Source organism: Enterococcus sp. DIV0901a (assembly GCF_051711525.1).
Taxonomy (GTDB): Bacteria; Bacillota; Bacilli; order Lactobacillales; family Enterococcaceae; genus Enterococcus_B; species Enterococcus_B faecium.
The window spans coordinates 1,414,215-1,439,142 of the sequence record NZ_JBIOMW010000001.1; the positions used below are offsets into that span (position 1 = coordinate 1,414,215).

The 24,928-nt window shown below is 38.1% G+C and carries 23 protein-coding genes and 1 other RNA gene; 5 read left to right on the forward strand and 19 right to left on the reverse strand.

Going from position 1 to position 24,928, the window contains the following annotated elements:
- Positions 1-18: 18 nt before the first annotated feature.
- Positions 19-1,368, reverse strand: a complete 1,350-nt coding sequence (locus tag IGL70_RS06755) for a DEAD/DEAH box helicase (RefSeq protein WP_002289190.1) — start codon at positions 1,366-1,368, stop codon at positions 19-21.
- Between the two features lie 69 nt (positions 1,369-1,437).
- The gene (locus IGL70_RS06760) at positions 1,438-2,601 is read right to left on the reverse strand and encodes a VanZ family protein (RefSeq protein ID WP_010728373.1); all 1,164 of its coding nucleotides are present in this window, start codon (positions 2,599-2,601) and stop codon (positions 1,438-1,440) included.
- A 128-nt stretch (positions 2,602-2,729) separates the two neighbouring features.
- On the opposite strand from IGL70_RS06760, the gene IGL70_RS06765 reads away from it, so the two are divergent.
- Entirely contained in the window at positions 2,730-3,053 is a 324-nt protein-coding gene (locus IGL70_RS06765; protein ID WP_002289192.1) for a hypothetical protein, read from the forward strand.
- Positions 3,054-3,235: 182 nt separating this feature from the next.
- On the opposite strand, the gene IGL70_RS06770 is transcribed toward IGL70_RS06765, so the two are convergent.
- The 9 genes from IGL70_RS06770 to IGL70_RS06810 form a co-directional block, all read right to left on the reverse strand.
- A complete protein-coding gene (locus IGL70_RS06770) occupies positions 3,236-4,585 on the reverse strand; it encodes an APC family permease (protein WP_002296108.1) in 1,350 nt (449 codons plus the stop codon).
- A gap of 68 nt (positions 4,586-4,653) precedes the next feature.
- Positions 4,654-5,607: an L-threonine 3-dehydrogenase gene (locus tag IGL70_RS06775; protein WP_002299699.1), complete on the reverse strand. Its 954-nt coding sequence runs from the start codon at positions 5,605-5,607 to the stop codon at positions 4,654-4,656.
- A 101-nt stretch (positions 5,608-5,708) separates the two neighbouring features.
- Positions 5,709-6,899 (reverse strand): glycine C-acetyltransferase, encoded by a 1,191-nt coding sequence (locus IGL70_RS06780; RefSeq protein WP_002289186.1) that lies wholly within the window; start codon positions 6,897-6,899, stop codon positions 5,709-5,711.
- A 644-nt stretch (positions 6,900-7,543) separates the two neighbouring features.
- Complete coding sequence (locus tag IGL70_RS06785; protein WP_002289185.1) at positions 7,544-8,227, reverse strand: HD domain-containing protein; 684 nt, start codon at positions 8,225-8,227, stop codon at positions 7,544-7,546.
- Positions 8,228-8,307: 80 nt separating this feature from the next.
- The gene (locus tag IGL70_RS06790; RefSeq protein WP_002289184.1) at positions 8,308-9,804 is read right to left on the reverse strand and encodes a carboxypeptidase M32; all 1,497 of its coding nucleotides are present in this window, start codon (positions 9,802-9,804) and stop codon (positions 8,308-8,310) included.
- 45 nt (positions 9,805-9,849) lie between these two features.
- Positions 9,850-11,016, reverse strand: coding sequence for a THUMP domain-containing class I SAM-dependent RNA methyltransferase (locus IGL70_RS06795; protein ID WP_002295837.1), 1,167 nt, complete (start codon positions 11,014-11,016; stop codon positions 9,850-9,852).
- 208 nt (positions 11,017-11,224) lie between these two features.
- Positions 11,225-11,592: RNase P RNA component class B (rnpB, locus tag IGL70_RS06800), an RNA gene on the reverse strand.
- Between the two features lie 21 nt (positions 11,593-11,613).
- Complete coding sequence (gene gpsB / locus IGL70_RS06805; protein ID WP_002295835.1) at positions 11,614-12,033, reverse strand: cell division regulator GpsB; 420 nt, start codon at positions 12,031-12,033, stop codon at positions 11,614-11,616.
- A gap of 89 nt (positions 12,034-12,122) precedes the next feature.
- Entirely contained in the window at positions 12,123-12,662 is a 540-nt protein-coding gene (locus tag IGL70_RS06810; protein WP_002295832.1) for a DUF1273 domain-containing protein, read from the reverse strand.
- Between the two features lie 63 nt (positions 12,663-12,725).
- Here IGL70_RS06810 and recU point away from each other — a divergent pair, with 63 nt between their 5' ends.
- The 3 genes from recU (at position 12,726) to IGL70_RS06825 (ending at position 16,574) form a co-directional block, all read left to right on the forward strand.
- The gene (gene recU, locus IGL70_RS06815) at positions 12,726-13,373 is read left to right on the forward strand and encodes a Holliday junction resolvase RecU (protein WP_002295830.1); all 648 of its coding nucleotides are present in this window, start codon (positions 12,726-12,728) and stop codon (positions 13,371-13,373) included.
- The gene (locus tag IGL70_RS06820; RefSeq protein WP_104856104.1) at positions 13,363-15,744 is read left to right on the forward strand and encodes a PBP1A family penicillin-binding protein; all 2,382 of its coding nucleotides are present in this window, start codon (positions 13,363-13,365) and stop codon (positions 15,742-15,744) included. The genes recU and IGL70_RS06820 overlap by 11 nt, the downstream gene beginning before the upstream one ends.
- Before the next feature lie 296 nt (positions 15,745-16,040).
- Entirely contained in the window at positions 16,041-16,574 is a 534-nt protein-coding gene (locus IGL70_RS06825) for a hypothetical protein (protein ID WP_104873666.1), read from the forward strand.
- 125 nt (positions 16,575-16,699) lie between these two features.
- Here IGL70_RS06825 and nth read toward each other — a convergent pair whose 3' ends face one another.
- Positions 16,700-17,377 carry an endonuclease III gene (gene nth / locus IGL70_RS06830; RefSeq protein ID WP_002295825.1) on the reverse strand — a complete coding sequence of 226 codons (678 nt, stop codon included), beginning with the start codon at positions 17,375-17,377 and terminating at the stop codon, positions 16,700-16,702.
- 6 nt (positions 17,378-17,383) lie between these two features.
- Positions 17,384-18,082, reverse strand: a complete 699-nt coding sequence (locus IGL70_RS06835; protein WP_002289610.1) for a DnaD domain-containing protein — start codon at positions 18,080-18,082, stop codon at positions 17,384-17,386.
- Positions 18,083-18,349: 267 nt separating this feature from the next.
- Here IGL70_RS06835 and IGL70_RS06840 point away from each other — a divergent pair, with 267 nt between their 5' ends.
- Entirely contained in the window at positions 18,350-19,534 is a 1,185-nt protein-coding gene (locus tag IGL70_RS06840; RefSeq protein ID WP_104765369.1) for an MFS transporter, read from the forward strand.
- Between the two features lie 5 nt (positions 19,535-19,539).
- Here IGL70_RS06840 and IGL70_RS06845 read toward each other — a convergent pair whose 3' ends face one another.
- From IGL70_RS06845 to IGL70_RS06870, 6 genes are all read right to left on the reverse strand, one after another.
- Complete coding sequence (locus IGL70_RS06845; protein WP_318654152.1) at positions 19,540-20,106, reverse strand: MarR family winged helix-turn-helix transcriptional regulator; 567 nt, start codon at positions 20,104-20,106, stop codon at positions 19,540-19,542.
- Between the two features lie 102 nt (positions 20,107-20,208).
- Positions 20,209-20,496 carry a DUF5960 family protein gene (locus IGL70_RS06850; RefSeq protein WP_002289544.1) on the reverse strand — a complete coding sequence of 96 codons (288 nt, stop codon included), beginning with the start codon at positions 20,494-20,496 and terminating at the stop codon, positions 20,209-20,211.
- Between the two features lie 170 nt (positions 20,497-20,666).
- Positions 20,667-22,019, reverse strand: coding sequence for an NADH oxidase (locus tag IGL70_RS06855; RefSeq protein WP_002330194.1), 1,353 nt, complete (start codon positions 22,017-22,019; stop codon positions 20,667-20,669).
- 272 nt (positions 22,020-22,291) lie between these two features.
- A complete protein-coding gene (locus tag IGL70_RS06860; protein WP_002289542.1) occupies positions 22,292-22,738 on the reverse strand; it encodes a Fur family transcriptional regulator in 447 nt (148 codons plus the stop codon).
- A gap of 235 nt (positions 22,739-22,973) precedes the next feature.
- Complete coding sequence (cysK, locus tag IGL70_RS06865) at positions 22,974-23,900, reverse strand: cysteine synthase A (protein ID WP_002296093.1); 927 nt, start codon at positions 23,898-23,900, stop codon at positions 22,974-22,976.
- Between the two features lie 139 nt (positions 23,901-24,039).
- On the reverse strand, positions 24,040-24,927 hold the full coding sequence (locus tag IGL70_RS06870; RefSeq protein WP_002295819.1) for a glucosaminidase domain-containing protein: 888 nt from the start codon (positions 24,925-24,927) through the stop codon (positions 24,040-24,042).
- Position 24,928: the final 1 nt, after the last annotated feature.

Consider the following 24,928-nt stretch of genomic DNA (forward strand, 5'->3'; position numbering starts at 1 on the left):
GTCACAACCTCTTGTTTTTTATTTATGTGAATTTTTCTTATTTTTACGAGCAGTACGGCTTTGCTGTCTGCGTTCGATTTTGCGTTCTTTTTTATTTTTTTCTGCAATTGCCCAATCGATTTTTTTCTTATAACCAGGCTTGATCTTTTTCTTTTTCTTCTTCACAAGACCAATCAGCGTGGGATCTAATACATCTTTTGATTTTTCTCGTTTGGCACGTCTATTACGATCGTATGTTTTGACGATTTCCCCGTTTTTGATTTCTTTTGGTTCAAATGAGACGCCCAATTTTTCTATCGCATCAATGGCTTGCTCATCATTTGGCGAATATAACGTAATGGCCGTTCCTTTTAAGCCATTACGTCCAGTACGTCCGACACGATGGATAAAGAAGTCTAGATCTTCTGGAATTTCTGCATTGATAACATGAGAGACACCTTCGATATCGATCCCTCTAGCAGCTAAATCAGTCGCTACAACATATTGATACTCCAGATTCTGTACTTGTCGCATCACTCGTTTTCTCTCTCTTGGGGTGATGTCTCCATGAATCTTTGCTACTTTCAAGCCTTGGTTTTTCAAGTAATCGGCAATTTCATCCACATGCTGTTTTGTATTGGCAAATACGATTGCTAAATAAGGATGACCAATTGTCAGCAGTTGATAAATCATTTGATTCTCATCTTTACCTTTTGTTGAAATCAGCCAATTTTCAATGTCTTCAGAAATAACTGCTTTTGGTTTGATTTCTTCAATGATTGGATTTTCCATGTATTTTCGTAAGAATGGACGAAGTTTTTCTGGAATAGTGGCAGAAAAAACTAAAAACTGCAGCTTTTCTGGTAATCGACTTGCAATTTGGTCTACTTCATTTAAAAAACCCATATCCAATGTCATATCCGCTTCATCGACAACAAATGCAAATGCGGTGTGAATCTTCAGCGCTTGTTCATTCATCATGTCTAATATTCTACCAGGCGTGCCTACTACAACCTGTGGCTGTTGGTGATGCAGACGATTTAATTGACGCTGTTTGTCTGTACCGCCGACAAAATTCGAGACACGGATCTCCGGTGTAGAAAATTTAGCGATTTGTGTAGCTGCTTCATAGATCTGTGCAGCTAGTTCCCTACTTGGAGCTGTAATAACAACTTGTACTTCCTCTTTTTCTGCATTGATTTTTTCAAACAAAGGCAACAAAAACGTATGTGTTTTTCCTGTACCAGTTTGAGATTGCCCAATGATATTTTTTCCTTTTGCAATTAAAGGAATCAAACGTTCCTGGACCTCTGTGGGCTGTTTGAAGCCCTTTGCGGTTAACGCTTCATTGATAAACGGTTTGAAGCGGAATATATCAAAATTATTCATTCGTGCACCTCTTCTCTTTAAATTATCACGACTTTGGCATTATAACACAGACAAAGCGTTTTTGCTCAGCTAATTTCGAGAATCATCATCCTTTGTTTGGCCAATCGTGCTAACAGTATATGTGTGACTAGCTTTTTCATAAAACAGAATCCGTTTTTTTCTCAAAAATGATAGCAAGATATTTAAAATAAAAATACCTTGTAGTAACAAGACACCGAGAGAAATGAATACTGCACTCATCTGCAACACCGTATTCGTTGTCGAATTCATGATTTGCTGAAGCAACTGCCCCAACCAGCTTAAACCATAAAAAAGAAAGTACAGATACCCGTAGCGGATCATCAATGCTTTTAAAGAAATTCGTTCGCGGTCTTCTTCCACCAAACGGATACGCACAATTTTTTTGCCAAGTGTCCATCCATTGGTTATAAACGGTACAATCATAAAGTATACCCCTACTTCTAATAAAAGCCACCAGATATGAGAAGTAACTGCCCCTGAATCGAACGCAAGTTTAAAGAAAATCGCCGCTACCAAATTAATAAGAGATAAAAATGTCCAGTCGATCAAATAAGCGACCAAGCGTCGAGTCAATGAGACAGTCTTTCCTTTTTCATAAGAAAGTTCATCCATTCGTCTTCTTGTAGGAAGCATAAATGTAAATAACGGCGTAACGACAAAACCAATGATTCCACCCAATGTATTTGTCACTAAATCATTCACATCAAATAAGCGGTATGGTCTTGGGTAGATAAAATAAAGTCCACTTAGCTGCGTCAATTCAAAAAATAGAGAAAGGCAGAAACTAGCAATCATCGTTTTCATAAAAGAAAGCCGGAAATAATATCTTAAATAAATGCCAAATGGTATGAGTAATAAAACATTAAAAGCTGGTTCCAAAAATACACTCTGCTTCATTGCCGGCAGGTAGGTACTAGGTTCAGACAAGACCAATACCGTGTTGTCTCTGAAATGTTGCCATGAAGCAAATAAATGCAGCTCCATCTTTGGCCCTGTCATTTGGGCAACCGTCTCCTTTGCCGGAAGTGGTAAGATCACCAAAAAATACGCACACAATAAATAAAAAACGAAAGAATACAAAATAACTGCCCTTGTTACTAGAAATGTTCCATACTTTCGATATTCATAAATAAAAAAAACAGATGAGATCGCTAAGGCTAAAAATGGAAAAACAATCAGCGCAAAACGAATCGGTTCGATATAACTTGCCATATGACTCCTCCTTGATTCTTTGTATCTCTCTTATCTTAGCAGTCCTTTGCTGTTTCAAGCAAGTAACGAGGCTATTATTTCTCATTTCTTTCAAAGTAAAGTAAGATAAACACAAAGGGGGTGTCGAGATGCTGAATATGTACTTTGTTTTTGGCGTACCTATTTTTTTACTGTTCCTTTATGCTACGATCGCTTATGTAAGAAAAAGAACTACAATTCATTATTTAGGATTTATTCTCCTGATTATTTCGGGTTTCATGCTAGTCTTCAATCTTCAGACTTGGCAGCAAGCACTTCTTGAAATGGATAAAATGACTCCACATGCTTTGTCTAAAGTGCTTGGCTACCCTGTCTATCTGATTTGGCTTCCCATTTTCATTTCTGGTTGCTTGGTTTTATTAAATATTTATCGCGGCGTACGCCGAATAGTTCAGTTACGCAAATCAAAGTAAAAGGCAGAAATCGGTTGAGCCCGATTTCTGTCTTTTACTTTGCTATTTCATCGTAGACAAAACGACATTTACGTGATCAAAATTAACGAGTACTTTTGACATTTCTTCCACGTACTCCTCATTTAAATAAAATATTTTGTTTGGCAGAGAAGTGCAGTTCTAATAAAATTCGAATGTTTTAGCTATCTACGTTTTAAATAGAGATAAATCGGGATACCAGCAAGTGTCAATACTATCCCCATCGAAGCTAAAAAGGTCTGAGTGATAAGCGTGCTTGATACGATAAAAGTCCCTCCAATGATTGCTACTAGTGGAATAAACGGATACATTGGAACTTTGTATGGTCGAAACAAATCAGGTTCTTTTTTACGAAGAAGAATGACACCAACAAAGACCATCGTATAAAAAATCCAAATGACAAAGATCAGCATATCCGTTAGTGTATCAAAACCACCGATCATCATCATGCCAATAGCGATGACTAGCTCTAAGATACCTGCGGCTACAGGAACTTTAGTTTTATCATGAAGTTTAGCAAAGAGCTTGCTAAAAGGCAGGTTGTTTTCTTTTGCCATAACATAAGGGAGACGCATTCCAGTAAGGGTATAGCCATTGATGGTTCCATAAACAGAAATCAAGATACCAACTGTGACCAGTCTTCCACCGAAGCCGCCAAAAATCATTTTTGCAACGTCACTTGCCGCATTGCTGTTTCCTGCGACTCCGTCGATAGATGCGGTTCTTAAGAACACCGCATTTACTAATAAATAAACGATCATGATTCCGATGATTCCTAAAGAAATTGCTTTTGGCAAATCTTTCGCCGGCTTTTTCAATTCTCCCGAAATATTTCCTACGTGTATCCAACCGTCGTATGCGAACATCGTTGCTAGCAAGCCCGCTCCCAAGGCTGAGAAAAATGAAAGATTTTCTCCTGCTTGGATCGGAAACAGTTGGAAGTCTACTCCTTCTTGTCGGAACAAACCGAAAATGACGATCACAAACAAAGGGATAAGCTTGCAGACAAGCGTAATCGACTGAAAAGCCCCTCCAGCTTTAGAACCTAAAAAATTGATCAGCAGGATCGATACAGCAGCTGTAACAGCTACGGGAACAATCATTGACTGGGAAAGACCAAATAGATTGACGAACTGTGTACCGAAAATGATCGACAAGGCTGCTACATTTGCTGGAAAATAAATCACGACTTGCGCCCAGCCCAATAAAAAAGCTGCTGTATTTCCGTAAATCCGTTCGATATATTTAATCATCCCTCCTGTTTCTGGAATAGCAGCTGCCAGTTCAGCTCCTGTTAGTCCTGCACAGACAGAAATCATACCACCGAGAAACCAAGAAAACATATGCAAACTGGCGGATCCTGTAACTTCTGCTACGCTTGCGGCTTTAAAAAATACCCCTGCACCGATCACTGTGCCCATAACAGTCGATAAAGCAGTAAAAAATCCCATCGTACGTTTTAATTCATTTTCTATTTTTACTTCTTTTACTGGCGTGGCTTGATATTCTTCCATCCCTTGTCCCCTTTCATACCATAGCCAATCCCAAAAGTATAAAAAACTTTTTGGATGTTGTTCTTGTTTTATACCGTCTCTACCAATTTTTCTTTCAGTTTTTCCAACATATCCTTTGTCATAGCATCTAAGTCGTATTTCGGCGAAAAGCCCCATTCCTCTTGCGCACAAGAAACATCTAGTGAATTTGGCCAAGATTCTGCTATTGACTGACGTACAGGATCCACATCATAATCCATTTCAAAATCTGGTATGATTTTTTGAATAGATGCTTTGATCTCTTCCGGGTCAAAAGACATCGCCGATATATTGAAGGCATTTCGATGAACCAATCGATCAGGATCTGCATTCATGAGTTTTATAATGGCATCGATCGCATCTGGCATATACATCATATCCATTGATGTACCTTGATCAATGAAACTAGTGTACTTTCCTTCTTTGATTGCTGAATAATAAATATCGACTGCGTAGTCTGTCGTACCGCCTCCTGGCAAGGTTGCATAAGAAATCAATCCAGGGAAACGGACACCACGAGTATCTACGCCATATTTCACATAATAATAATCACATAGTAGTTCTCCAGCTACCTTCGTTACCCCATACATGGTTGTAGGACGCTGAAGAGTATCTTGTGGGGTATGATCTTTTGGAGTATTTGGACCAAACGCGCCGATTGAACTTGGCGTAAAAAATTTCAGCTGGAATTCTCTAGCGACTTCCAATGCATTGACCAGCCCAGTCACGTTCAAATCCCAGGCTAATTGTGGTTTTGCTTCTGCAACAGCTGACAAAAGAGCAGCCAAATGAATCAATGTGTCCACTTGATATTGTTCTGCTATGCTGCGCATTTTTTCGTAATCCATTACATCTAGGATCTCAAAGATATCGTTTTTCTCAATGACTTCAGGCATGCGTATATCTGTCGCAATGACATTTTCACTGCCTAGTTCTTGACGTAGCCGCGTGATCAACTCTGAACCAATTTGTCCTAAACATCCTGTCACCAATACTTTTTTCATGATGATCCTCCCTGATCTTTTTTACTACTATCTTCAGATGATTAACAATATATGCGTGAACATGTTCTCTAATTTTAAATAGACGAAAAAACTAAATTTAGTTAAATAATTTCCATTTCTTTTCCTATTTTTTGATAAACTGCTACTGCTTCATCAAGCATTTCCCTCGTATGTTCCGCAGTCGGCATATTTCTGATCCTGCCTGTCCCAAGAGGCACAGTTGGATAAACGATTGGTTTAGCATAAATCCCATGTTCGATCAGCTTCTTAGAGAAAGTCTGAGTCACTTTTTCGTCTCCCAAAATGACTGGAGTAATAGGTGTTTCAGACATACCGATGTTATAGCCTACTTTTTTCAATTCTTCTTTAAAATAATTAGCATTTTCCCAAACTTTTTCGACAAGTTCCGGATGTTCTTGCATCAAAGTAATCGAAGCCAATGCAGCTGCAGCTGCACCTGGAGTTAGCGAGGTAGAAAATAGGAATGGCCGACTTCTAGCTTTCAACCAGTCGATTAGTGTTTTCGATCCAGCTACATAACCCCCAACAACACCTATAGCTTTCGATAACGTGCCCATTTGCATATCGATTTTGTCGCTTAATCCAAAATGCTTGACGGTTCCTGCACCTTTTCCAGTTACGCCTGAGCCGTGCGCATCATCAACGTAGGTGATCAGTCCATATTTTTCAACAATCGGAATAATTTCCGGCAATCGTGCAATGTCTCCATCCATGGAGAAAACACCATCTGTGATATACATGATTTTTTTATATTTCTTACTTTCTATCGCTTCCTTTGCTTTTTTCTCAAGGTCTTTCATATCTTGATGTTTAATTCGGATGATTTTTGCTCCGGATAAGCGGCAACCGTCAATAATAGATGCATGGTTTAATTCATCCGATAAGATAGCATCTTCTTTTGTCATTACTGCAGAGATAGCGCCCATATTGCAGTTGAATCCAGATTGAAAGGCGATTGCTGCTTCTGTCCCTTTGAATTCTGCGATTTTTTCTTCTAATTGCTGATGGATTTTCAGCGAACCATTGATCGTTCGGACTGCTCCTGCTCCTACACCATAAGTTTCGGTTGCTTCAATACATGCTTTTTTCAATTCTTCGCGATTGGCAAATCCAAGATAATTGTTGGATGCTAGATTGATCATCTTTTTTCCGTCTACGATGATACAAGCACCATTTTCACTTTCTAGTATGTCGATCGTATTGTATAACCCCTTTTCTTTCAGTTGATCCAATTCTTTCTCTAAATACATTGTTAGTTCTTTGGAAGACATTGTCTCCACCTCCATATTCATCTGTCTTGCAGAACATACCAAACATATATCGTGTCATTCATCTACAAAGCAAGTATGCCATATTTTTGATAACGCTTACACTGATTATGAGAATTATTTAACCACATTTTTTATTTACAGTATCTTTTTACTTTCAAATGACTTATATAGTATGAACAATTACCTTTTAGATAATGATCTATTTTACTCTACCTGGGCAGATAAATACAACACAACCATTGATAGAAGCCCTTTCGTTAAAATCAATTGTATTCTGAATATTTAATTTATTTATTGCATAGACCAATAAAAATACATAAAATTTCCATCTTCGTTTATCAGCAATTTTTAATTTTACTCTCTGAATATTTCTTAAAAGTTTTACTTGTTGAATTCGAAAAAAGGACTGTGACAAAAGTCTTGTCACAGTCCTATTCTTCCGAATAAACGGTGTTCTCCTGCCAATTCCGAATCACAAGTTACAATATTCATCAAACATGAGAAGCTATTTTTTGAAATTGTTCCTTGTGACTCGGAGCTGAACGGCAGGCTCACGACCTCTTGGTAAATAGTGTTCCAGAAGTAACTTTTACGGAAAATGATCCGAAATATCTTGGAGCTGACCACTTCTGTCACAACCTCCATCATTTTTTGTTATTTTTGATCCAATTGTCTGGAGTAAAATTTTCATCGTCAATAGACCATTCCAGAAAAAATTCTTCTAAGAATTCACGCATGAAGGTTTCTCTTCGTTTGGCTTCTTCATATCCGTAATCAGTATTCATTTTATCAGACAGCAAGAACAGTTTTTCATAAAAATGATTGATCACTGTCGTGCCTTTTCGGTAATTTTCTTTGTCCTTGAATGTTTGCGGATACAGTTCAGGATCAAAAATCGGGTGCCCATGTCCACCGCCGAAATAAGCAGTACGCAAAATGCCGATTGCTCCTAATGCTTCGATACGATCAGCGTCTTGAACGATCTTACCTTCCAGAGATAGTTCGGCCGCTTCAGAGAGATTTTTAGAAAAGGACATATTTTCGATAATGGAAAAAATCATCGAGATCTGTTCCTCTACTATTGGCAAAGAGCGAAGGAATACACGAAGCTGTTGCTTTGCCTCGTTCTCATTTTTAACGACTTTATCATCAATCGTATCATGTAGGTAAGCTGCTGCAAGCGTCACAAAGCGGTCTGCCTGCGGTTCCGTCTCCAAAATTTTTTCAGCTAACTTGACAACTCTTTTGGTATGATCGCTCCCATGTCCTGTTTGATCATGCGCTAATTGGTCCATACTATAATCAGCGATCACTTGTAATTTATCCATTCGTTCCACTTCTTTCTTAAGTAAATAGCTGAAAACATCTATAGATTAGATGAATTTCAGCTATCTTTGTAAATTGTATTTTATTTTACCTGATATACATTAAAATACAGATCTTTCATATAGTCGATCAGGTATTGCGGATTAAGCGGTTCATGTGTTGCATCCATGATTAATTGATTTGGTTTTCTAGATGCACCATATTGATGGATATGCTCTGACATCCAGTTTTTGATTGGAGAATAATCGTCTGACGCTAGAACATTTTCCACATCTATTTCTTGCTGCAAAGAATGAAGTAATTGTGCCGCATACATGTACCCTAATGCATAAGAGGGAAAATAACCAAAGCTTGCACCTGACCAATGAACGTCTTGTAGGATGCCTTCCACATCATTTGTTGGTCGTATTCCCAGATACTCTTCATATTTTTGATTCCATATTTCAGGTAGTTCAGCAACATCTACCCCTTCATTGAAAATCATTTTTTCGATTTCATAACGAATGATGATATGGAGAGGGTAAGTCAAACTGTCTGCCTCGATACGAACCAAACTTGATTTTGTATGGTTCAATGAACGATAAAATTTGTCAAAAGGAATATCATCGAATGTTCCTTCTGCACATTCTTGAAAGAAAGGATATTGCTTTTTCCAGAAGCTGCGACTACTTCCAATAATGATCTCGTTAAACAACGATTGTGATTCATGGATACCCATTGATGTACCTTCATAAACCGGTGTATACGCATATTTATCATCGATGTCTTGTTCATACATACCATGACCAGCCTCGTGGATCACTCCAAAAACAGCCATTTTGAAATCTGTTTCGTTCCATCGTGTCGTGATTCGTGCATCATTCGGATTAATTCCAGTCATAAATGGGTGGACAGTGTCATCTAAACGACCACGGCTAAAATCATAACCAAGTTGTTCGATTACTTTCACTACAAATCTCTTCTGTTGTTTTTTCGTCATTCTCCGATTTAAAAAGTCTGTTTCAGGTTCAGTCCCTTTTTCTTGGAGCGTACGGCGGATCGAAAGAATTCCTTCTTTAAGCTGATCAAATACCTTATCAAGGATTTCGACAGTCATCCCGGGTTCGTATTGATTCAGCAAAACATCATAATTCGTCTTTTCATCTTTTCTCCAGTAAGGTATCAACTGTTTTGTTAATTCAATATTTTGATTCAATGCGTGTTGAAAATCAGAAAATTGTTGTGTTTCTCTAGCTTTTTGCCATTGTCCGTGTGCTGAAGAAACGGCAGCTGTATATTTTCTCATAAGATCTTCCGGTACGCGATGTTCCAAATCATACTCTTCTTTTACTTTGGCAAAAACGGCAGTTCCAACTTCCGACAATTCTTCCGGATGTTCAGAAAAATAGCGAATGGCTTCTTTGATTTTTGGACCGATTTTTTTTGAAAAATAAATGCTGTAAAGATAGCTGTCTACTTCACTTCGGTATGCACTAGCTTTTTCAGGCATACCTGTTTGTGTATCCCAATCGAGGATTCCTAAAGCTTGTTGTAGAAGATTGATTTCTTTTACTTCTTGTAAAAACTCTTTTTCTTTCATTCCCTATTCCTCCAAACATCCAATTGAATGAATCAATTAGTAAGATTATTCGTCTTTCTCTTTTTTTCTAGGCGGACGAGTTCCCCAATACTGGAATAGATCCGTACGCAATGCACCATTGTACAATTTTCTTTTTTTGGTTGCTTTTTGTCCGTAAAATTCCTCAAACGCTAAGTCGCTAGTCAAGATATATTTACTCCATGTTTTTAATGGACGGAACACATCGCCCATTTCTTTATATAATTTTCGAACGGTTTCTTCTTCTCCTAGACGTTCCCCGTAAGGCGGGTTAGCCACGATGACCCCGTATTCTTTATCCGTTTTGAAGTCTTTGACTGCTTGTTGCTTAAAGGTAATAGAAGAGCCTAATCCGATTTCTTCTGCATTGGCTTTGGCAATTTCAATCATCCGTCCATTGATATCTGAACCAGTAATATCTAATTCAATATCATAATCTGCTTTTTCTTCGGCTGCTGATCGAACATTTTCCATGATTTCTTGACTGAACCAATCCCAAGATTCGCAAGCAAACTCACGATTGAATCCTGGTGCGATATTATGGCCTATTAAGGCTGCTTCAATACAAAGCGTACCTGAACCACATACAGGATCATAAAATGGACGGTCTTTTCGCCAATTTGTCAACATAACAAGTGCTGCTGCCATGTTTTCTTTCAATGGTGCTCCACCTTTTTCTAAGCGATAACCACGTTTGAATAAACTTGGTCCTGTCGTATCCAGAGTTACCATCACATGGTCTTTCAGCAAAGCTACTTCCAACTGAAAATGTGCGCCAGTTTCCGTCAGTGGTACAGAAGCTGGACGGTGATAATAGGTACGGAGACGTTCAACGATTGCTTTTTTTGTGATCGCTTGGCAATCAGGTGTGCTATATAGTTTCGACTTGATCGATTTTCCAGCTACAGGAAAAGCTGCATCTAGTGGAAGAAAATCTTCCCAAGGCAATGCTTTTACGTTTTCAAACAATTCATCAAACGTATACGCATCGAATTCCCCAACCACGATTTTTACTCGATCTGCTGTACGTAACCATAAATTAGCTGTAGCGATCGTTTCCATTGTTCCTTCAAAACGTGCACGTCCGTTCTCAACTTGGCATTCGATTCCAAGATCTCTTAATTCTTTACCAACCAGTGCTTCTAGCCCGCTTGCCGCAGTTGCGACGAGGTTGAACTTCCTGTTTTTTTCCATACACAATCTCCTTATTTATAAAAAAAGGAGGTGGGACATCAGTCCTACCCCACACTTTTACTCAAATTCCGAATAACCGGTGATACAAAAGTTTGTTTTGTAATAAGAACGACTCATCTGAAGTATTGAAAAATAGCTTTCAAATGTTTTTCTTGTTTCTTATAACGCATTACTTTTGTCACGACCTAATTCCCTGATGTTTGCGGTTTTCTATAAGCCATGTTCTGTACTTTGCTTTTCCAGGGAGAAAAAACAAAGCGGTAACCATCTATCTGCAGTTATACTGCCTTTTTGTCCTGTTCTTCTTCCAGACAAAAAGCGCCCCTACCATTGTTTGGGTTGCTCGCTCGAGGGGTTTACCGCGTTCCACCGGATGGGTTTCCCCAGCCGCTTCGTCACTGTGGCACTTTCAAGGATACTTAAGCATAGCCGAAGCCTTAGCTTGTTTTCCTGCCGTTACTCCAAAGAGTACCTTAGCTTATGGTTTCGCTAAGCACGAACACTACAGGCATCACAGCCTGTGCGAGCATGGACTTTCCTCAGCCTGATCAAGTCAGACCGCGATTACCCGAAAACCGCAAATTCATTAATCAAAAATTAAAATTGACGTGTTTTTTCATTATCATCTAAGCTTGTGTCTGCATTTGTGTAGTTATTTGGATTAGGTTGTGCTGGTTTGACTGCACTTGCTTGTTGATCAAGCTTTTTACCAAATACTTCACGTTCAAGATTTGACAAGCGTTTTAAGATATCAAAATTGGTCACTGCTGCGCTCTTTGGTGCCTCTGTTTGTTGCACGCGTGTTTGAGCTGCTCCTTGAGTTTTAGATAATTGAGCTACTTTTGCACTCAATCGATCGTTTTCTTCTTGTAAAGCAAGGAGTTCTTTGCTGTAAGTTTCATAATCTTTGATGATATTGTCTAAGAATTCATCAACTTCAACGGGATCATAGCCGCGCATTTTTGTTTTGAATTCTTGTTGTAAAATGTCTTTAGGACTATAAACCAAATTCGCCATATTTACACCTCTAGTTTTCATTTACGTAATAACATTTCTACCTTTTTCATTGTATAGGAAAAAAGTTGATAAATCAAACACAATATCGATTATTCACTAAAATTTTGAAGATCGTCCATACTGATCAGCCGAATTTCGTAGGGATGATCTGCTTGGTAATTCTGTGCATCTTCAAAAAAATACTTCGTTTTTCCAGGGAATTCTTCATCATAGATCAGCAGACAGCCCACTGTATGTTCAAGTATAAAACGAGTGTGATTCTTTAGCTGACTAGGTGATTGGTAGGGTTGATGGCTAACAGCTTCGACATAATCTGCTAATTGTTCTGCTAATTGTTTTTTTTCTTGGTTCCCTTCATTCCAGTTATTACCAAAATCAGAAAAAGGATACAAAATACCAAGAGATAGTTCCGGATATTCTTCTTTCAATTCCGCTACTATTTGCACAGCCCATAGTTCGACGCCTAGATTTCCACTAACGAGTACCCATTCCAGCCCTTCTTCTGCTAACTGACGGAGTTCTTTTTTTAAAACATTTTTAACAACTTGGATTTTAGGATCATTTTCTTTAAAAACACCGAGTTCGAAACTTCGATACCCAGACACATAGATTACTTTTGACTTATCCATCTCAGATTCCTTTTCTTTCTATCCGCTTTTTTGCTATAATGTGGCCTAGGAGTGTGATTAAAGATGGTATTGCGCTATCCAAATGGCCAACCTTATTATAAGAATGCCTCTCCCGTCGAAAAAATTCAAGAAAAAAGAAATCAGATCACTGAATTCGGCAATCGGGGGATGCACTTTGAAGAAGCAATCAATGAAAGTAATAAATATTATCTTTCCCGCGGGTTGGCGGTTATCCATAAAAAGCCTACCCCTATCCAAATCGTGAAAGTAGACTATCCTAAGAGAAGTGCTGCTGTGATCAAGGAAGCCTACTTTACCCAAGCCTCAACTACAGACTATAATGGCGTCTATCGAGGCTTTTACTTGGACTTTGAAGCAAAAGAAACCAAGAACAAAACATCTTTTCCCTTTAAAAACTTCCATGCCCATCAAATCGAACATATGAAAGCATGCCTCGAACAAAACGGGGTCTGCTTTGTCTTGTTATGGTTTTCGTCTTTGAAGCGCTGTTTTTATTTGAATAGTGTTCATTTGATTGCTTACTGGGACGCCCAAAAGGAAAAAGGACGCAAATCACTACCTTTATCTTTGATCGAAGAACTAGGAATAGAGATCAAAACTGGTATTTCTCCGCGGATTCCTTATTTGGACGCGGTTGACTTCTATTTATCAACATTATCTATTGAAGGAGAAAGCAAGAATGGCAAATGAACAAACTAGAAGCTCTAGACGACAGAAACAGCCTACTCCTAAAAAGAGTGTGAAGAAGAATTCTGGCAAAGGTTCTGGAAAGTCCTCTGGAACACATAAAAAAGGATTATTTATCAAGATCCTTTTAGGAATACTCTCATTTTTCTGTATCCTCTTTTTAGCAGGTGTAGGACTTTTCTGGTATTACGCAAAAGATGCGCCCGAATTGACGGATAAAAAATTAGACGCTACCGTATCTTCCAAACTATATACACAAGATGGCGAACTATTCGAAGATTTAGGCGCAGAAAAGCGTGAAAAAATTTCTGCGAATGAATTACCGAAAACATTAGAAGATGCGATCGTGTCGGTAGAAGATCGCCGTTTTTATAAACACATCGGGGTTGACCCTATTCGGATCATCGGTTCTGCCCTCTCTAACTTTACCTCTGGCGGACTGCAAGGCGGAAGTACTTTGACACAGCAATTGATCAAACTTTCCTTCTTCTCCACTAGTGCAGAGGATCAGACCCTGAAACGCAAGGCCCAAGAAGCGTGGATGGCTGTAAGATTGGAACAAAAAAAATCGAAACAAGAGATCTTGACCTACTACGTAAATAAAGTGTATATGTCAAACGGCTTGTACGGGATGGAGACAGCTTCTGAGATGTACTTTGGTAAGAAATTATCAGAACTTTCTTTACCGCAAACAGCATTGCTTGCTGGGATGCCTCAAGCCCCTTCCGCCTATGATCCTTATGTTTATCCAGATCAGGCGAAGAAAAGACGAGATACTGTTTTGTATACGATGCTTCAAAACGAAAAAATCTCTCAAACAGAGTATGATCAAGCTGTTAATGTACCGGTAACGGATGGTCTGCAAGAACTAACTCAATCCGATGACAATACTAAGATCGTCGATAATTATGTCAAAGAAGTCATCAATGAAGTACAAGAAAAAACAGATAAGAATGTCTACACAGACGGTTTAGAGATTTATACGAATTTGGATCTGGACGCCCAAAAGAAACTATATGATATCGTCAACACGGATCAGTATGTCTCTTACCCAGACGACGAGATGCAAGTTGCCTCCACCCTTATCGACACCAATACCGGGAAAGTAAAAGCCCAGATTGGCGGACGTCACATCGCAGAAGACGTAACTTTAGGAAACAACTTAGCAGTGAATACTTCCCGTGATTTTGGTTCTACGATGAAACCTGTCACAGATTACGGACCAGCTTTTGAATATTTGAAATATTCTACTGGAAAAACTATTACTGACGCACCGTATAATTATGAAGGGACTTCGACTCCTGTAGGAAACTGGGATAATCAATATATGGGCACCATTACTTTACGCCAAGCACTTTACTTATCCCGTAATGTTCCAGCAGTCAAATTATTCAATGAAGTCGGTTCAGATAAAGTGGCATCTTTCTTAAAAAATCTTGGGATCGAATACAGTACGATCCATCAATCGAATGCGATCTCTAGTAATACGGAAGAACAAGATGGGACAAAATACGGAGCTTCTTCCTTAAAAATGGCAGCAGCCTATGCGGCTTTCGCCAATGGAGGGACTTATTACAAACCTCAATATGTTAATAAAATCGTCTTCCAAGACGGAACAGAAGAAACTTATGAGCCAGATGGAAAAACAGCCATGTCTCCAGAAACAGCTTATATGATCACAGACATTTTAAAAGATACGATCACTGAAGGTACTGGTACGAATGCGCAAATCGCTGGGTTATATCAAGCCGGTAAGACCGGAACATCCAATTACACAGATGACGAGTATGCAAAACTTGGTATTTCTTCTGGGGTGTATCCAGATATCCTATTTGCGGGCTATACGCCAAATTATTCGATTTCCGTGTGGACAGGTTACAATAAAAAAATGACACCTGTCACTTCAGAATCGTCACACGTAGCCTCTGATGTTTATCGCGAGCTTATGCAGTATGTTTCAGCTAACGTGACAAATACAGACTGGGAGATGCCAAGCGGATTAATTCGTGTGGGCGGTGAACTGTACTACAAAGATCAATATACAGCTAGATCGAATGCAATTACACCATCAACAACTATTCCATCTTCCAGCTATGTCCAGACTCCTGGAAGCTCAACAACAGAGACAACGACTCAAAGCTCTAGCTCTACTAGTCAAAGCGAATCAACTGCTGAGTCCTCAAAAGAAAGCACGACAGCAGAAACAAGCGAGCCAGCGTCTTCAACAACGGTTCCTTCTTCTTCATCCGAAGAAAGCTCGACACCGTCTTCATCTGCTCCTCCTGCTTCTTCCAGTGATCCAGCAACTAGCGGAGCGGATGCTGCAAATGACCATACACCATCCAGTAGCACCTCAGCTTCTGGAAACAGATAGTAAAAAAGAAACCACGTCTACAAGCGTGGTTTCTTTTTTGTGTCTATGTAAAAAATAGCTACAAATAAAAATCATGTACCAAGCTGTTTTACATGATTTTTTATAAGACTATCCAGCATATACATGTGTGATCTAACATTTAGCTTAAAAATTAGAAAATCCATTTTTCTTTTATCATTACATATACTTTATCCATTTACTTGTTTATAATTAAATCGGCTAAATACACACTAGTCTTTTATTTAGTGCCACTTCTTAATAATCCCATTGTTATTATCAAATAAAAAATACAATATATGGTTTTGAATAATTTTTTGAAAGAAGGCTTCATTTTGAGTTATCTGATAGTATGCTTAATTATCATAATTTGTCTGCACCATCTTTTTTTATCGAAAACAATACCTCGTTATTCCAAGAATAAAAAAGCTGAAAAATTTAGTTTATTATTAAATAAATTTACTTTAATTGCTCCTATCCTTGCATTTATTATTTTTTCTGTACTTTTAAGCACTACCCTTAAAGGAAAATTTATGGAAAGAAGCTCTCATGCAATGATTCTCACTTTTTTATGGTTGTTGTTCACCAGAATCTATATTTTTCTGATGAGCCTGAAACCGCCCAAATCCATTAGTTTATGTTTAGTTATAAATGGTATTTTTTTATTATCACTTATCATTTTTATTACACCTTTAGATAGATACGTCACTTATTTATATAATCCTTTGGAATACTGGACTTATTTTATAGGTATATTGGAAGGCATTATTTTCTACATCGGGTATTTTCCCAAGAAAAATAACAGCATTTATTTTTATCGCAATAAATTGTAATAAGTTACCATCCTAGCTACTGAGTATGTACATTTACTTTTTCATGCAAAAAAGATAAACGAAACAGCTTTTCTCCATGATAACAAGATAATTCATACATTTATTTGCAATTAAAGAAACCACGTCTACAGGCGTGGTTTCTTTTTTAGCGTCTTTTCTTTTAGACGCATCCGATTTTTCCCATCTTGACATATTGATAGCAAAGGACATACCTCGCACTTGGGATTTCTTGCCGTGCAATGATATCTACCGAAAAAAATCAGTGTATGATGTGTCTTTACCCATAATTCTTGTGGTACTTTCCGCATCAGTGTTTCTTCTACTTCCATGACCGTAGCATCTAGTTTGCAGATCCTCAGGCGTTTTGAGACACGTTCCACGTGGGTATCTACTGCGATTGCTGGTATCCCGAATGCATCCCCCAATACGACATTTGCTGTCTTTCTGCCTACACCAGGAAGAGACATCAATTCTTCTCTTGACGTTGGCACTTGCCCATCGAAACGTTCAATCAGCTGCTGTGCACACGCTTTGATGTTTTTTGCTTTATTTCGATACAAACCAATCGTTTTTATTTTAAGAATGATTTCATCGATTGAAGCTTCTGCTAACGCATCGGGTGTCGGAAAAGAGGCAAACAAATCTGGCGTTGCTTTATTCACTGATACATCTGTCGCCTGGGCACTTAAGATCACTGCAATCAATAACTCAAATGGATTATTGTGCTTGAGTTCTCCATGTGCTTCGGGAAACATTCCATACATCGTTTCTAGAGCTTCCATTGTTTTTTGTTTGCTTAACATATTCCGCTATTCCTCCAACCAATTTTTCAGTGAGACTTTCGGCAATTCTTCTTGTTGAGCTGACTGTTCTACTTCTCTTTGAAGAAGCTGCTGTTTTCTTCGTTTTTGGTCTTCTTCCACTTGTTGTTTTGTACGTAGATTTTTTCTTTCCCACGATAGCAAAATGCGGTCAACGTAATTAAAACTATAAGCCTGATTTAATACGGCTTCCCGCAGTGCTAGTTTCAAAATTTCCGGCTGATAATGATCTTCTTCTAGCCATTGACCGATTCGCTGGAACTCGATCGAAGAAAGCGGGCGTCCAAATTCTTGTTCAAATAATTGATACACTGACTGGATTTCTTTTTCTTGTGTTTTTTCTTCGTATTTTTTTTCTTGTGTTTTTAAATACTCACCTAATAGATCATAGATGGGGTAAAGATTATATCGATCTGCTTTTTTACCGTTGACAATCGTCGTTTCTATCTTGATAAACCCATTTGTTACGAGACGATCCAGTATTTGAAAAATCTGATCTTGCTTGATTCCCATATCCATAGCAATCATCTGCAAATCAGGGAAAGTATCTCCTTCAAGCTGTGCCATATGCAACTGTAGAACAAATAAAAATTCTTCAGATTGTAGACCGATCCTATGGTAATTTTTAAGTAAAAGATTAGATATAACTGTTTGTCCAGCGCTTAAGTAATTTTCTAAATTCAACATGATTTCTCCTCCGCTCAATCACAGTATACGTAAAAAAAACATGGGAAGCAAGAACAGGTTTCTTTTCTATTTACTTCACTGATCGGTCAGATTTACAATGTCGTCTACTTGATTTTTGTTTGTTCATGTTTTTGATGCGCATCTTCACTTTTCGGAATAAATAAATCAAGTAGATTTCGCTGTTCCTTAGAATGTTGACAAGGAAACAAAATTACTATACACTATTTTTGTTTCCAAGTTAACATTATTGCATAAAGGAGTTTTTACATGTACAGTTTCACAAATAAATATTCTAAAGTTTTTGGATACGTCTCTGTCTTATTCACTGGATTAGGATTTACTATCGTCAGTCCTGTACTTCCGTTTTTAACGCTGCCTTATTCTCACTCCATACATCAGCAAGCTTTCTATATCACTTTGCTCATGTCTGTTTATGCTCTAGCTGCCTTCTTATCTGCCCCCATTCTCGGTAGCTTAAGTGATCATTTTGGGCGTCGTCCGATCCTTATTATCAGTTTATTAGGATCAAGTATCGGATATTTGCTTTTTGGTTTAGGAAATTCGATATGGATGTTGTTCCTTGGTCGTATCATTGAAGGATTGACGGCAGGAGAAATCTCCACCTTATATGCTTACTTTGCCGACATCACGGAACCTAATGAAAGAACCAAAGTTTTTGGATGGATGGGTGCTTTAGTCGGTATAGGAACAACGCTGGGTCCTATTATAGGGGGTCTATTAGCTGAGTTGGGGAATTCTGTTCCTATATTTATTGGAGCACTCTTTACTTTCTTAAATGCCGTTTATGGCTACACATTTTTGCAAGAAAGCCTTCCAATAAAAAAACGTTCAGTAGATTTAAGTTTCTCCCATGTAAGACCTTTTCACCAATTACAACAATTATTCAAGATTTCATCCGTTATTCCTTTATTGACAGCAGGTTTTGCTGTTTGGTTGGCAGCTGGCTCTCTTCAATCTATCTTTTCTCAATTTTCGATTGACGCCTTTCAGTGGAAGGCTGGGTTGGTTGGTTTAAGCTTCTCTTTGATTGGAATCTTGGATACTGTCTCGCAATTGTTCATTATGCCTCGATTGCTCAAAAAATTTTCAGAACAGCAGATCACAAGAATAGGGATGTTCAGTGAAATCCTCGCCTATCTATTCATCACATTATCTGGAATTCTTCTACTGCCGATTTTGTTTTTATTTGGGATTATCTGTTATGGTTTCGGTGATTCTATTTTTACTCCTGTATTCAATGGCCAACTATCCAATTCTGTCTCAGATAACCAGCAAGGTCTTGTAATGGGCGGTACCCAAAGTATACAATCTCTATCGCGCGTCATCGGCCCGCTAATCGCAGGACAGCTTTATGCTGCAGCACCATTTCTTCCAACGGTATTCGGATTTTTGCTTATGATTTTTGCCTATTATCACTACAATAAAAAATAGTAGCTTCATTTGCTACTTCGTATAAATTCTCTGTATCGACCGATAAAACGAAATACTGTGTCAAATTCTTCTTTTGACATATTTTCAAATACAGTAGCATCTCGCTGTACCCATTTTTGATGGAGTTGCTCGTGTCTATTCCTTATTTTTTGTCCGATTGGCGTCAATTGAAAATAGATTTCTTTTTTATTCTCTTCGCTTTGATAAGTGTTTATGATCCCTTTAGCTATCAGTTTTTTTGTTAGCTTACTGATGGCTCCTCTAGTCATATAACTAGCATTCGCTAATTTTGTCACGTTAGGATCAGGGATTTTCCCGATATGTTCAATCACTTCTAGTTCATTTAGAGTAAATCCTGCAAATTCTTTTTCCATTTCTGGTTTATTACGATGAATAATCTCATTAGCTAAATCCAGATATTCTTCTATTAGCAGTTGTCTTTTATCCATTTCTACACCTTCTTTTTCTTTCATTATATTGTTTTTTTGTTTCCTATTCAACAAAGATAAAAATATTTTGCAGGAAAACCCAATCTGAAACCAAGAAAAAAAGGGGTTGACAAAGCTTGTCATAACCCCTTTTTCTGATTAAAAGATAGTAAAGAGACAGTCATCGGTAATTGTGATGATTTTTTGTCATCACTTAAGGATGAGCGGCCTTTTCAAAAACTGTCTTTAAAGATCATCATCAGTTTCTAGCACATACGGCTGACCTTCATATGTGTACTCTGTATTCAATGTGCCGTCGTTTTCATCTGAGTAGATGCGTCTACTGAAAGGAAAACGATGAGAAACATTATCTTTGGCGTCTTTTGCTGGCATCGTGTAATATTCCTCTTGCGTTTCATTCAACTGAGAGAGTACTTGATCTGCCAACTCATCAATATTGATCGTTGATTTCTTCGAAGCACTTTTATAATCTTCTAAAAATGCATCTTGTTGGACAAAATATTCTTTATTCATCTTCTTTCTCACCTTTCTTTTCAAAATCAAATAAAGCTGCTTGTTCTTTTATGTAACAGCTTTATCTTTGCTGCTTATTGTGACAAAAAATTCGAAGAAAGACAACTAATTGTACTTTTCACAAAAAAAGACAGAGGGTCGTGACAAAATTGTGTCACAACCCTTTTTCTTTATTGTGCAGTTTCGATTTCGCCTAGCGCTGCTTGTGCAAGTAGGTTCAAGTAATTCCATGGGCGGTCAAAATGTGGTTGGAAGAAGAAATCTGAAAGTGCGAGATCTTCTACAGTCATTTTATTTTGAACAGCTAAAGACATGGTATTTGCTGATTGTGTAATGTCGTATTTGGACATGAACTGAGCACCTACGATACGATTCGTTCCTTTTTCATAGACTAGCTCCATCATTACTTTTTCAGTAGTTGGCATGAACTCTGGACGATAATTATCTTCAAATACAGTCGCTTGGACTTCTAGATCGTTCAAAGTTGCGCTTTCTTTGGTCACACCTGTCGAACCGATCGTCCAGCCAAATAGGTAAAGTCCTGAAGTTCCTTGAGTACCACGATACGCCATTTTATGATCTGTCAAGTTATTTCCCACAAGCAAACCTTGACGAACGGCATTTGTTGCCAAAGGAATATAGTTTTGCGTGCCACTTGGATTGTAGTTGACTACTGCAGAGTCTCCAGCTGCAAAAATGTCTGGATCACTTGTCTGCATGTATTCATTCACTTTGATTGCCCCGTTTGGCAGTGTATCTACTTTTCCTTCGATCAGTTTTGTATTTGGACGGAAGCCCACACATAAAATGACCATATCTGTATCAAATGTATCTGTTGGTGTAGCTACTTGTTTCACTTTTCCTTCTTCATCTGTGATAAATTCAGTAACATTTTCGCCTAGCGCAAGAGTAACACCGCGGTCTGTCAATTCTTTTTCTAAGATATCTGTGAATGGTTTATCTAGATATTTATTCAAGATGCGATCTAATCCATCAATCAATGTCACTTGTTTTCCAGATTCGACAAAAGCTTCTACTAATTCAATACCGATATATCCACCACCAACAATTACTACACGTTTTGCTTCTTTCGCTTGTGCAATAATTTCATTTGCTTGATTGTAGTTTTTGCATAGGAGTACATTTTTCGCATCGATTCCACTAATCGGTGGGATAATAGGCCATGAACCAGTTGTCATCACTAATTTATCATAAGAAACCGTTTCTGTTTCTCCTGTTTTCAGATCTTTTGCCGTTACTGTTTTATTTTCTGTATCAACGTCTGTTACATCGTGTTCCATTTTAACTGTTGCTCCTAATGAAGATAATTCTTCAGGATTTGAGTAGAACAAGCCTGCTGGGTCCTTTACTACTCCGCCGACATAAAGTGCGATACCGCAAGATAAGAAAGAAATATTGTCATTTCTTTCATATACTGTCACTTCTGCTTCTGGGTGATTTTTTAAAATACTTTTTACAGCTGCAGTACCTGCATGTGTACAGCCAATTACTACTACTTTCATTTATGGTCCCTCCGATTAACATTTTGTCCTTCGACAAAACTACTATAACAGAAATAAAACGGATACAACAGTTTAATGCTTGTGAATTCACAAAGGTTTGTTTGTAGTTTCATTCCTTTTCAAGCATAAGAACCCAATATCTACAAGATTCTTATTGTGATAACATTCACTTTGATATCTAAGATTGTGAATAAAAGACAAAAAAATAAAAAAGCTAGCGTTTTTTTTACACAGCTAGCTTTTTTTAGGTATAACACTTGTAGAAACTGTTTTTACATTTGCGCCTTTTTTGCTGACTCTTTACAATCCGGACAGAGTCCATACAATTCCAACCGATGTTCATTAATCTCAAAATCAGTCAGTCTGCTCGCAGCCATTTCTATATCTTCAAGCCCTGGGTAATGAAAATCAACAATCTTACCGCAGTTTTCACAAATTACATGATAATGACGCTTTGAACTGAAATCAAATCGGCTAGAAGCATCGCCGTACTTCATTTCTTGAACAAATCCAATCGAAGTAAATAAGCGAAGGTTATTGTAAACAGTCGCAACACTCATATTTGGAAACCGATGTTCAAGTGCTTTATAAATCTCATCAGCCGTTGGATGGGAATGATGTTCAATCAAATATTCTAAAACCGCGTACCGTTGAGGTGTGATTCGAATGTTCTCTTTTTTTAACTTTTCGATAACCTCTTCGACTAACTTATTTTCCATGTAAACACCCCACGTTGTTATTCTCGTCTTATCATACTATTTTTACATTTTAAAATCCACTTAACATGAAAAGAAAATTCAATTTTATTGTATTTTAATGAAAAAAGACGTAAAACAGTCGCGTTCACTATTCTACGTCTCTATTCAAATAATTTTTCTCATCATAAATTTTTGTGTGTTCTTTTCATCTTTAAAAGTTTTTTACATAAACCTATCTGGAGAAAAACCAAGTGCCTTATATCTCTTGGTAAAGGGCTGTAGATAAATAACGTTCACCATTGTCGGGAACCACAGCTAATACCTTCTTGCCTTTTCCTAATTCTTTTGCGACTTTTAGCGCGGCAGCAATTGCAGCGCCAGATGAGATGCCTACTAAAATCCCTTCTTTTCGCCCAACTTCTCTAGCTGTTTCCATCGCTTCGTCTCCACTAATAGAAAGGACTTTATCATACACAGAAGTATCCAGTGTTTTAGGAACAAAACCTGTACCGATTCCTTGGATTTTGTGAGGTCCCGCTTCTTTCCCTTCTAAAATAGCAGATTCTGCTGGTTCTACCCCGATTAATTCGATTTTCGGATACACACGTTTTAATTCTCGGCCAGCGCCAGTGATCGTTCCTCCTGTACCGATACCTGCAACAAACGCGTCCAAGCCATTTACTCCAAATGCTTGATGTATCTCAGGACCAGTCGTCTTCTCATGCACAAGAGGATTTGCTTCATTTTCAAATTGTAATGGTAAAAAGTAGCCGTTTTCTTTTGCCAAACGTTCTGCTTCTCTGATTGATCCAGAAATACCATCCGCACCAGGAGTCAAAATCAACTCTGCGCCGTACCCTTTCATCAATAAACGTCTTTCGATACTCATCGTCTCAGGCATCACGATGATTACTTTATATCCTTTTGCAACTCCTACCATCGACAATCCGATTCCTGTATTTCCAGAAGTAGGTTCAATGATAGTATCACCTGGTTTCAGTAGACCATCGTGTTCTGCTTTTTCTATCATACTTAAAGCAATACGATCTTTTACACTTCCTCCTGGATTAAAAAACTCAAGCTTTACAAAAACATCTGCTGAATCTTCTGGTACGATTTTATTTAATTTGACGATTGGCGTTTTGCCAATCAATTCGGTGACTGAGTTATAGATAGCTGTCATCTTCAATTCCTCCTTGTCTTTGCTCTTCTTACTTATCATAATACAATCTGTTCATTTATGGCGAGTGATTCGTCTTTGACTAGCAAAAAAAAGACAAAGATATACCATATATGGTAGTTTCTTTGCCTTTTTATCTAAATCAAACGTTTAGTTCTTGACCAACTAATAAAGAATAACTGGACATAGACATGCCATTTTTCGCCATTAGATCATCAACAGACATGCCAAATTTTTGTGCAATATCCCATAGCGTATCACCTGACACGACTGTATATGTCTGACCATTATTTGTATTTACATCTGTTGTTGAAGATGATGACGTTGAAGTCGTCGTAGTAGTCGTTGTTGTTGTACTTGTGGTTGTTGTAGCCGAACCTGTTGATGGCGTATCAAAACGGGTTAAATTATAAGTATTAATCAATGAGTTCAATTTGGCCCCATAATTTGGATCGGTAGCATAACGACCTGTCAAGTACGCTGTTGCATCATAAAAACTTGTTGTATTGCTTTTCCACACGCCAGCATAATGATAATCGCCCGTGGAAAAACTGGTTGAACGAAGAACATTCGCATGGTCTTGGAAGGATTCCCAATAAGAAGAATATTTTCGGAATGGTTCATTCATCGTTACCCATTGTCCGTTTACATATTCTTTGGTTGCCATATAAACGACCTGTCCGTTATAGCTTCCTTTCACACCGAATAGATTATAATTTGGCGCACTAGCTAATCCGGAAGTGCCATATGCACTTTCCAACAACGCTTGAGCGATCATGACTGAAGCATACAAGTCATTACTTGCAGCAACTTCTGACGCAGACCAGCCGATTTGATCGATAAACGCTTGAGGATCAGCGACTGTTTGAGATCCTTGTTCATCTGCATGAACATGTTGCGGTACCGCTGTAACCATCATCGGCCCAACTAAAAGACTCGTTCCAATTAAAGGAGCAATCGCTTTTTTATTGATCACCATTTTTCTTTTAGGTCTATGGTGTCGGGCACTGCGGGTCTTCAGCTCTTGCATT

Coding starts and splice junctions, on each gene's coding strand:
- IGL70_RS06755 (WP_002289190.1), bottom strand. CDS start 1,368: ATGAATAATTTTGATATATTCCGCTTCAAACCGTTTATCAATGAAGCG.
- IGL70_RS06760 (WP_010728373.1), bottom strand. CDS start 2,601: ATGGCAAGTTATATCGAACCGATTCGTTTTGCGCTGATTGTTTTTCCA.
- IGL70_RS06765 (WP_002289192.1), top strand. CDS start 2,730: ATGCTGAATATGTACTTTGTTTTTGGCGTACCTATTTTTTTACTGTTC.
- IGL70_RS06770 (WP_002296108.1), bottom strand. CDS start 4,585: ATGGAAGAATATCAAGCCACGCCAGTAAAAGAAGTAAAAATAGAAAAT.
- IGL70_RS06775 (WP_002299699.1), bottom strand. CDS start 5,607: ATGAAAAAAGTATTGGTGACAGGATGTTTAGGACAAATTGGTTCAGAG.
- IGL70_RS06780 (WP_002289186.1), bottom strand. CDS start 6,899: ATGTCTTCCAAAGAACTAACAATGTATTTAGAGAAAGAATTGGATCAA.
- IGL70_RS06785 (WP_002289185.1), bottom strand. CDS start 8,227: ATGGATAAATTACAAGTGATCGCTGATTATAGTATGGACCAATTAGCG.
- IGL70_RS06790 (WP_002289184.1), bottom strand. CDS start 9,804: ATGAAAGAAAAAGAGTTTTTACAAGAAGTAAAAGAAATCAATCTTCTA.
- IGL70_RS06795 (WP_002295837.1), bottom strand. CDS start 11,016: ATGGAAAAAAACAGGAAGTTCAACCTCGTCGCAACTGCGGCAAGCGGG.
- gpsB (WP_002295835.1), bottom strand. CDS start 12,033: ATGGCGAATTTGGTTTATAGTCCTAAAGACATTTTACAACAAGAATTC.
- IGL70_RS06810 (WP_002295832.1), bottom strand. CDS start 12,662: ATGGATAAGTCAAAAGTAATCTATGTGTCTGGGTATCGAAGTTTCGAA.
- recU (WP_002295830.1), top strand. CDS start 12,726: ATGGTATTGCGCTATCCAAATGGCCAACCTTATTATAAGAATGCCTCT.
- IGL70_RS06820 (WP_104856104.1), top strand. CDS start 13,363: ATGGCAAATGAACAAACTAGAAGCTCTAGACGACAGAAACAGCCTACT.
- IGL70_RS06825 (WP_104873666.1), top strand. CDS start 16,041: ATGGTTTTGAATAATTTTTTGAAAGAAGGCTTCATTTTGAGTTATCTG.
- nth (WP_002295825.1), bottom strand. CDS start 17,377: ATGTTAAGCAAACAAAAAACAATGGAAGCTCTAGAAACGATGTATGGA.
- IGL70_RS06835 (WP_002289610.1), bottom strand. CDS start 18,082: ATGTTGAATTTAGAAAATTACTTAAGCGCTGGACAAACAGTTATATCT.
- IGL70_RS06840 (WP_104765369.1), top strand. CDS start 18,350: ATGTACAGTTTCACAAATAAATATTCTAAAGTTTTTGGATACGTCTCT.
- IGL70_RS06845 (WP_318654152.1), bottom strand. CDS start 20,106: ATGACAAGCTTTGTCAACCCCTTTTTTTCTTGGTTTCAGATTGGGTTT.
- IGL70_RS06850 (WP_002289544.1), bottom strand. CDS start 20,496: ATGAATAAAGAATATTTTGTCCAACAAGATGCATTTTTAGAAGATTAT.
- IGL70_RS06855 (WP_002330194.1), bottom strand. CDS start 22,019: ATGAAAGTAGTAGTAATTGGCTGTACACATGCAGGTACTGCAGCTGTA.
- IGL70_RS06860 (WP_002289542.1), bottom strand. CDS start 22,738: ATGGAAAATAAGTTAGTCGAAGAGGTTATCGAAAAGTTAAAAAAAGAG.
- cysK (WP_002296093.1), bottom strand. CDS start 23,900: ATGACAGCTATCTATAACTCAGTCACCGAATTGATTGGCAAAACGCCA.
- IGL70_RS06870 (WP_002295819.1), bottom strand. CDS start 24,927: ATGCAAGAGCTGAAGACCCGCAGTGCCCGACACCATAGACCTAAAAGA.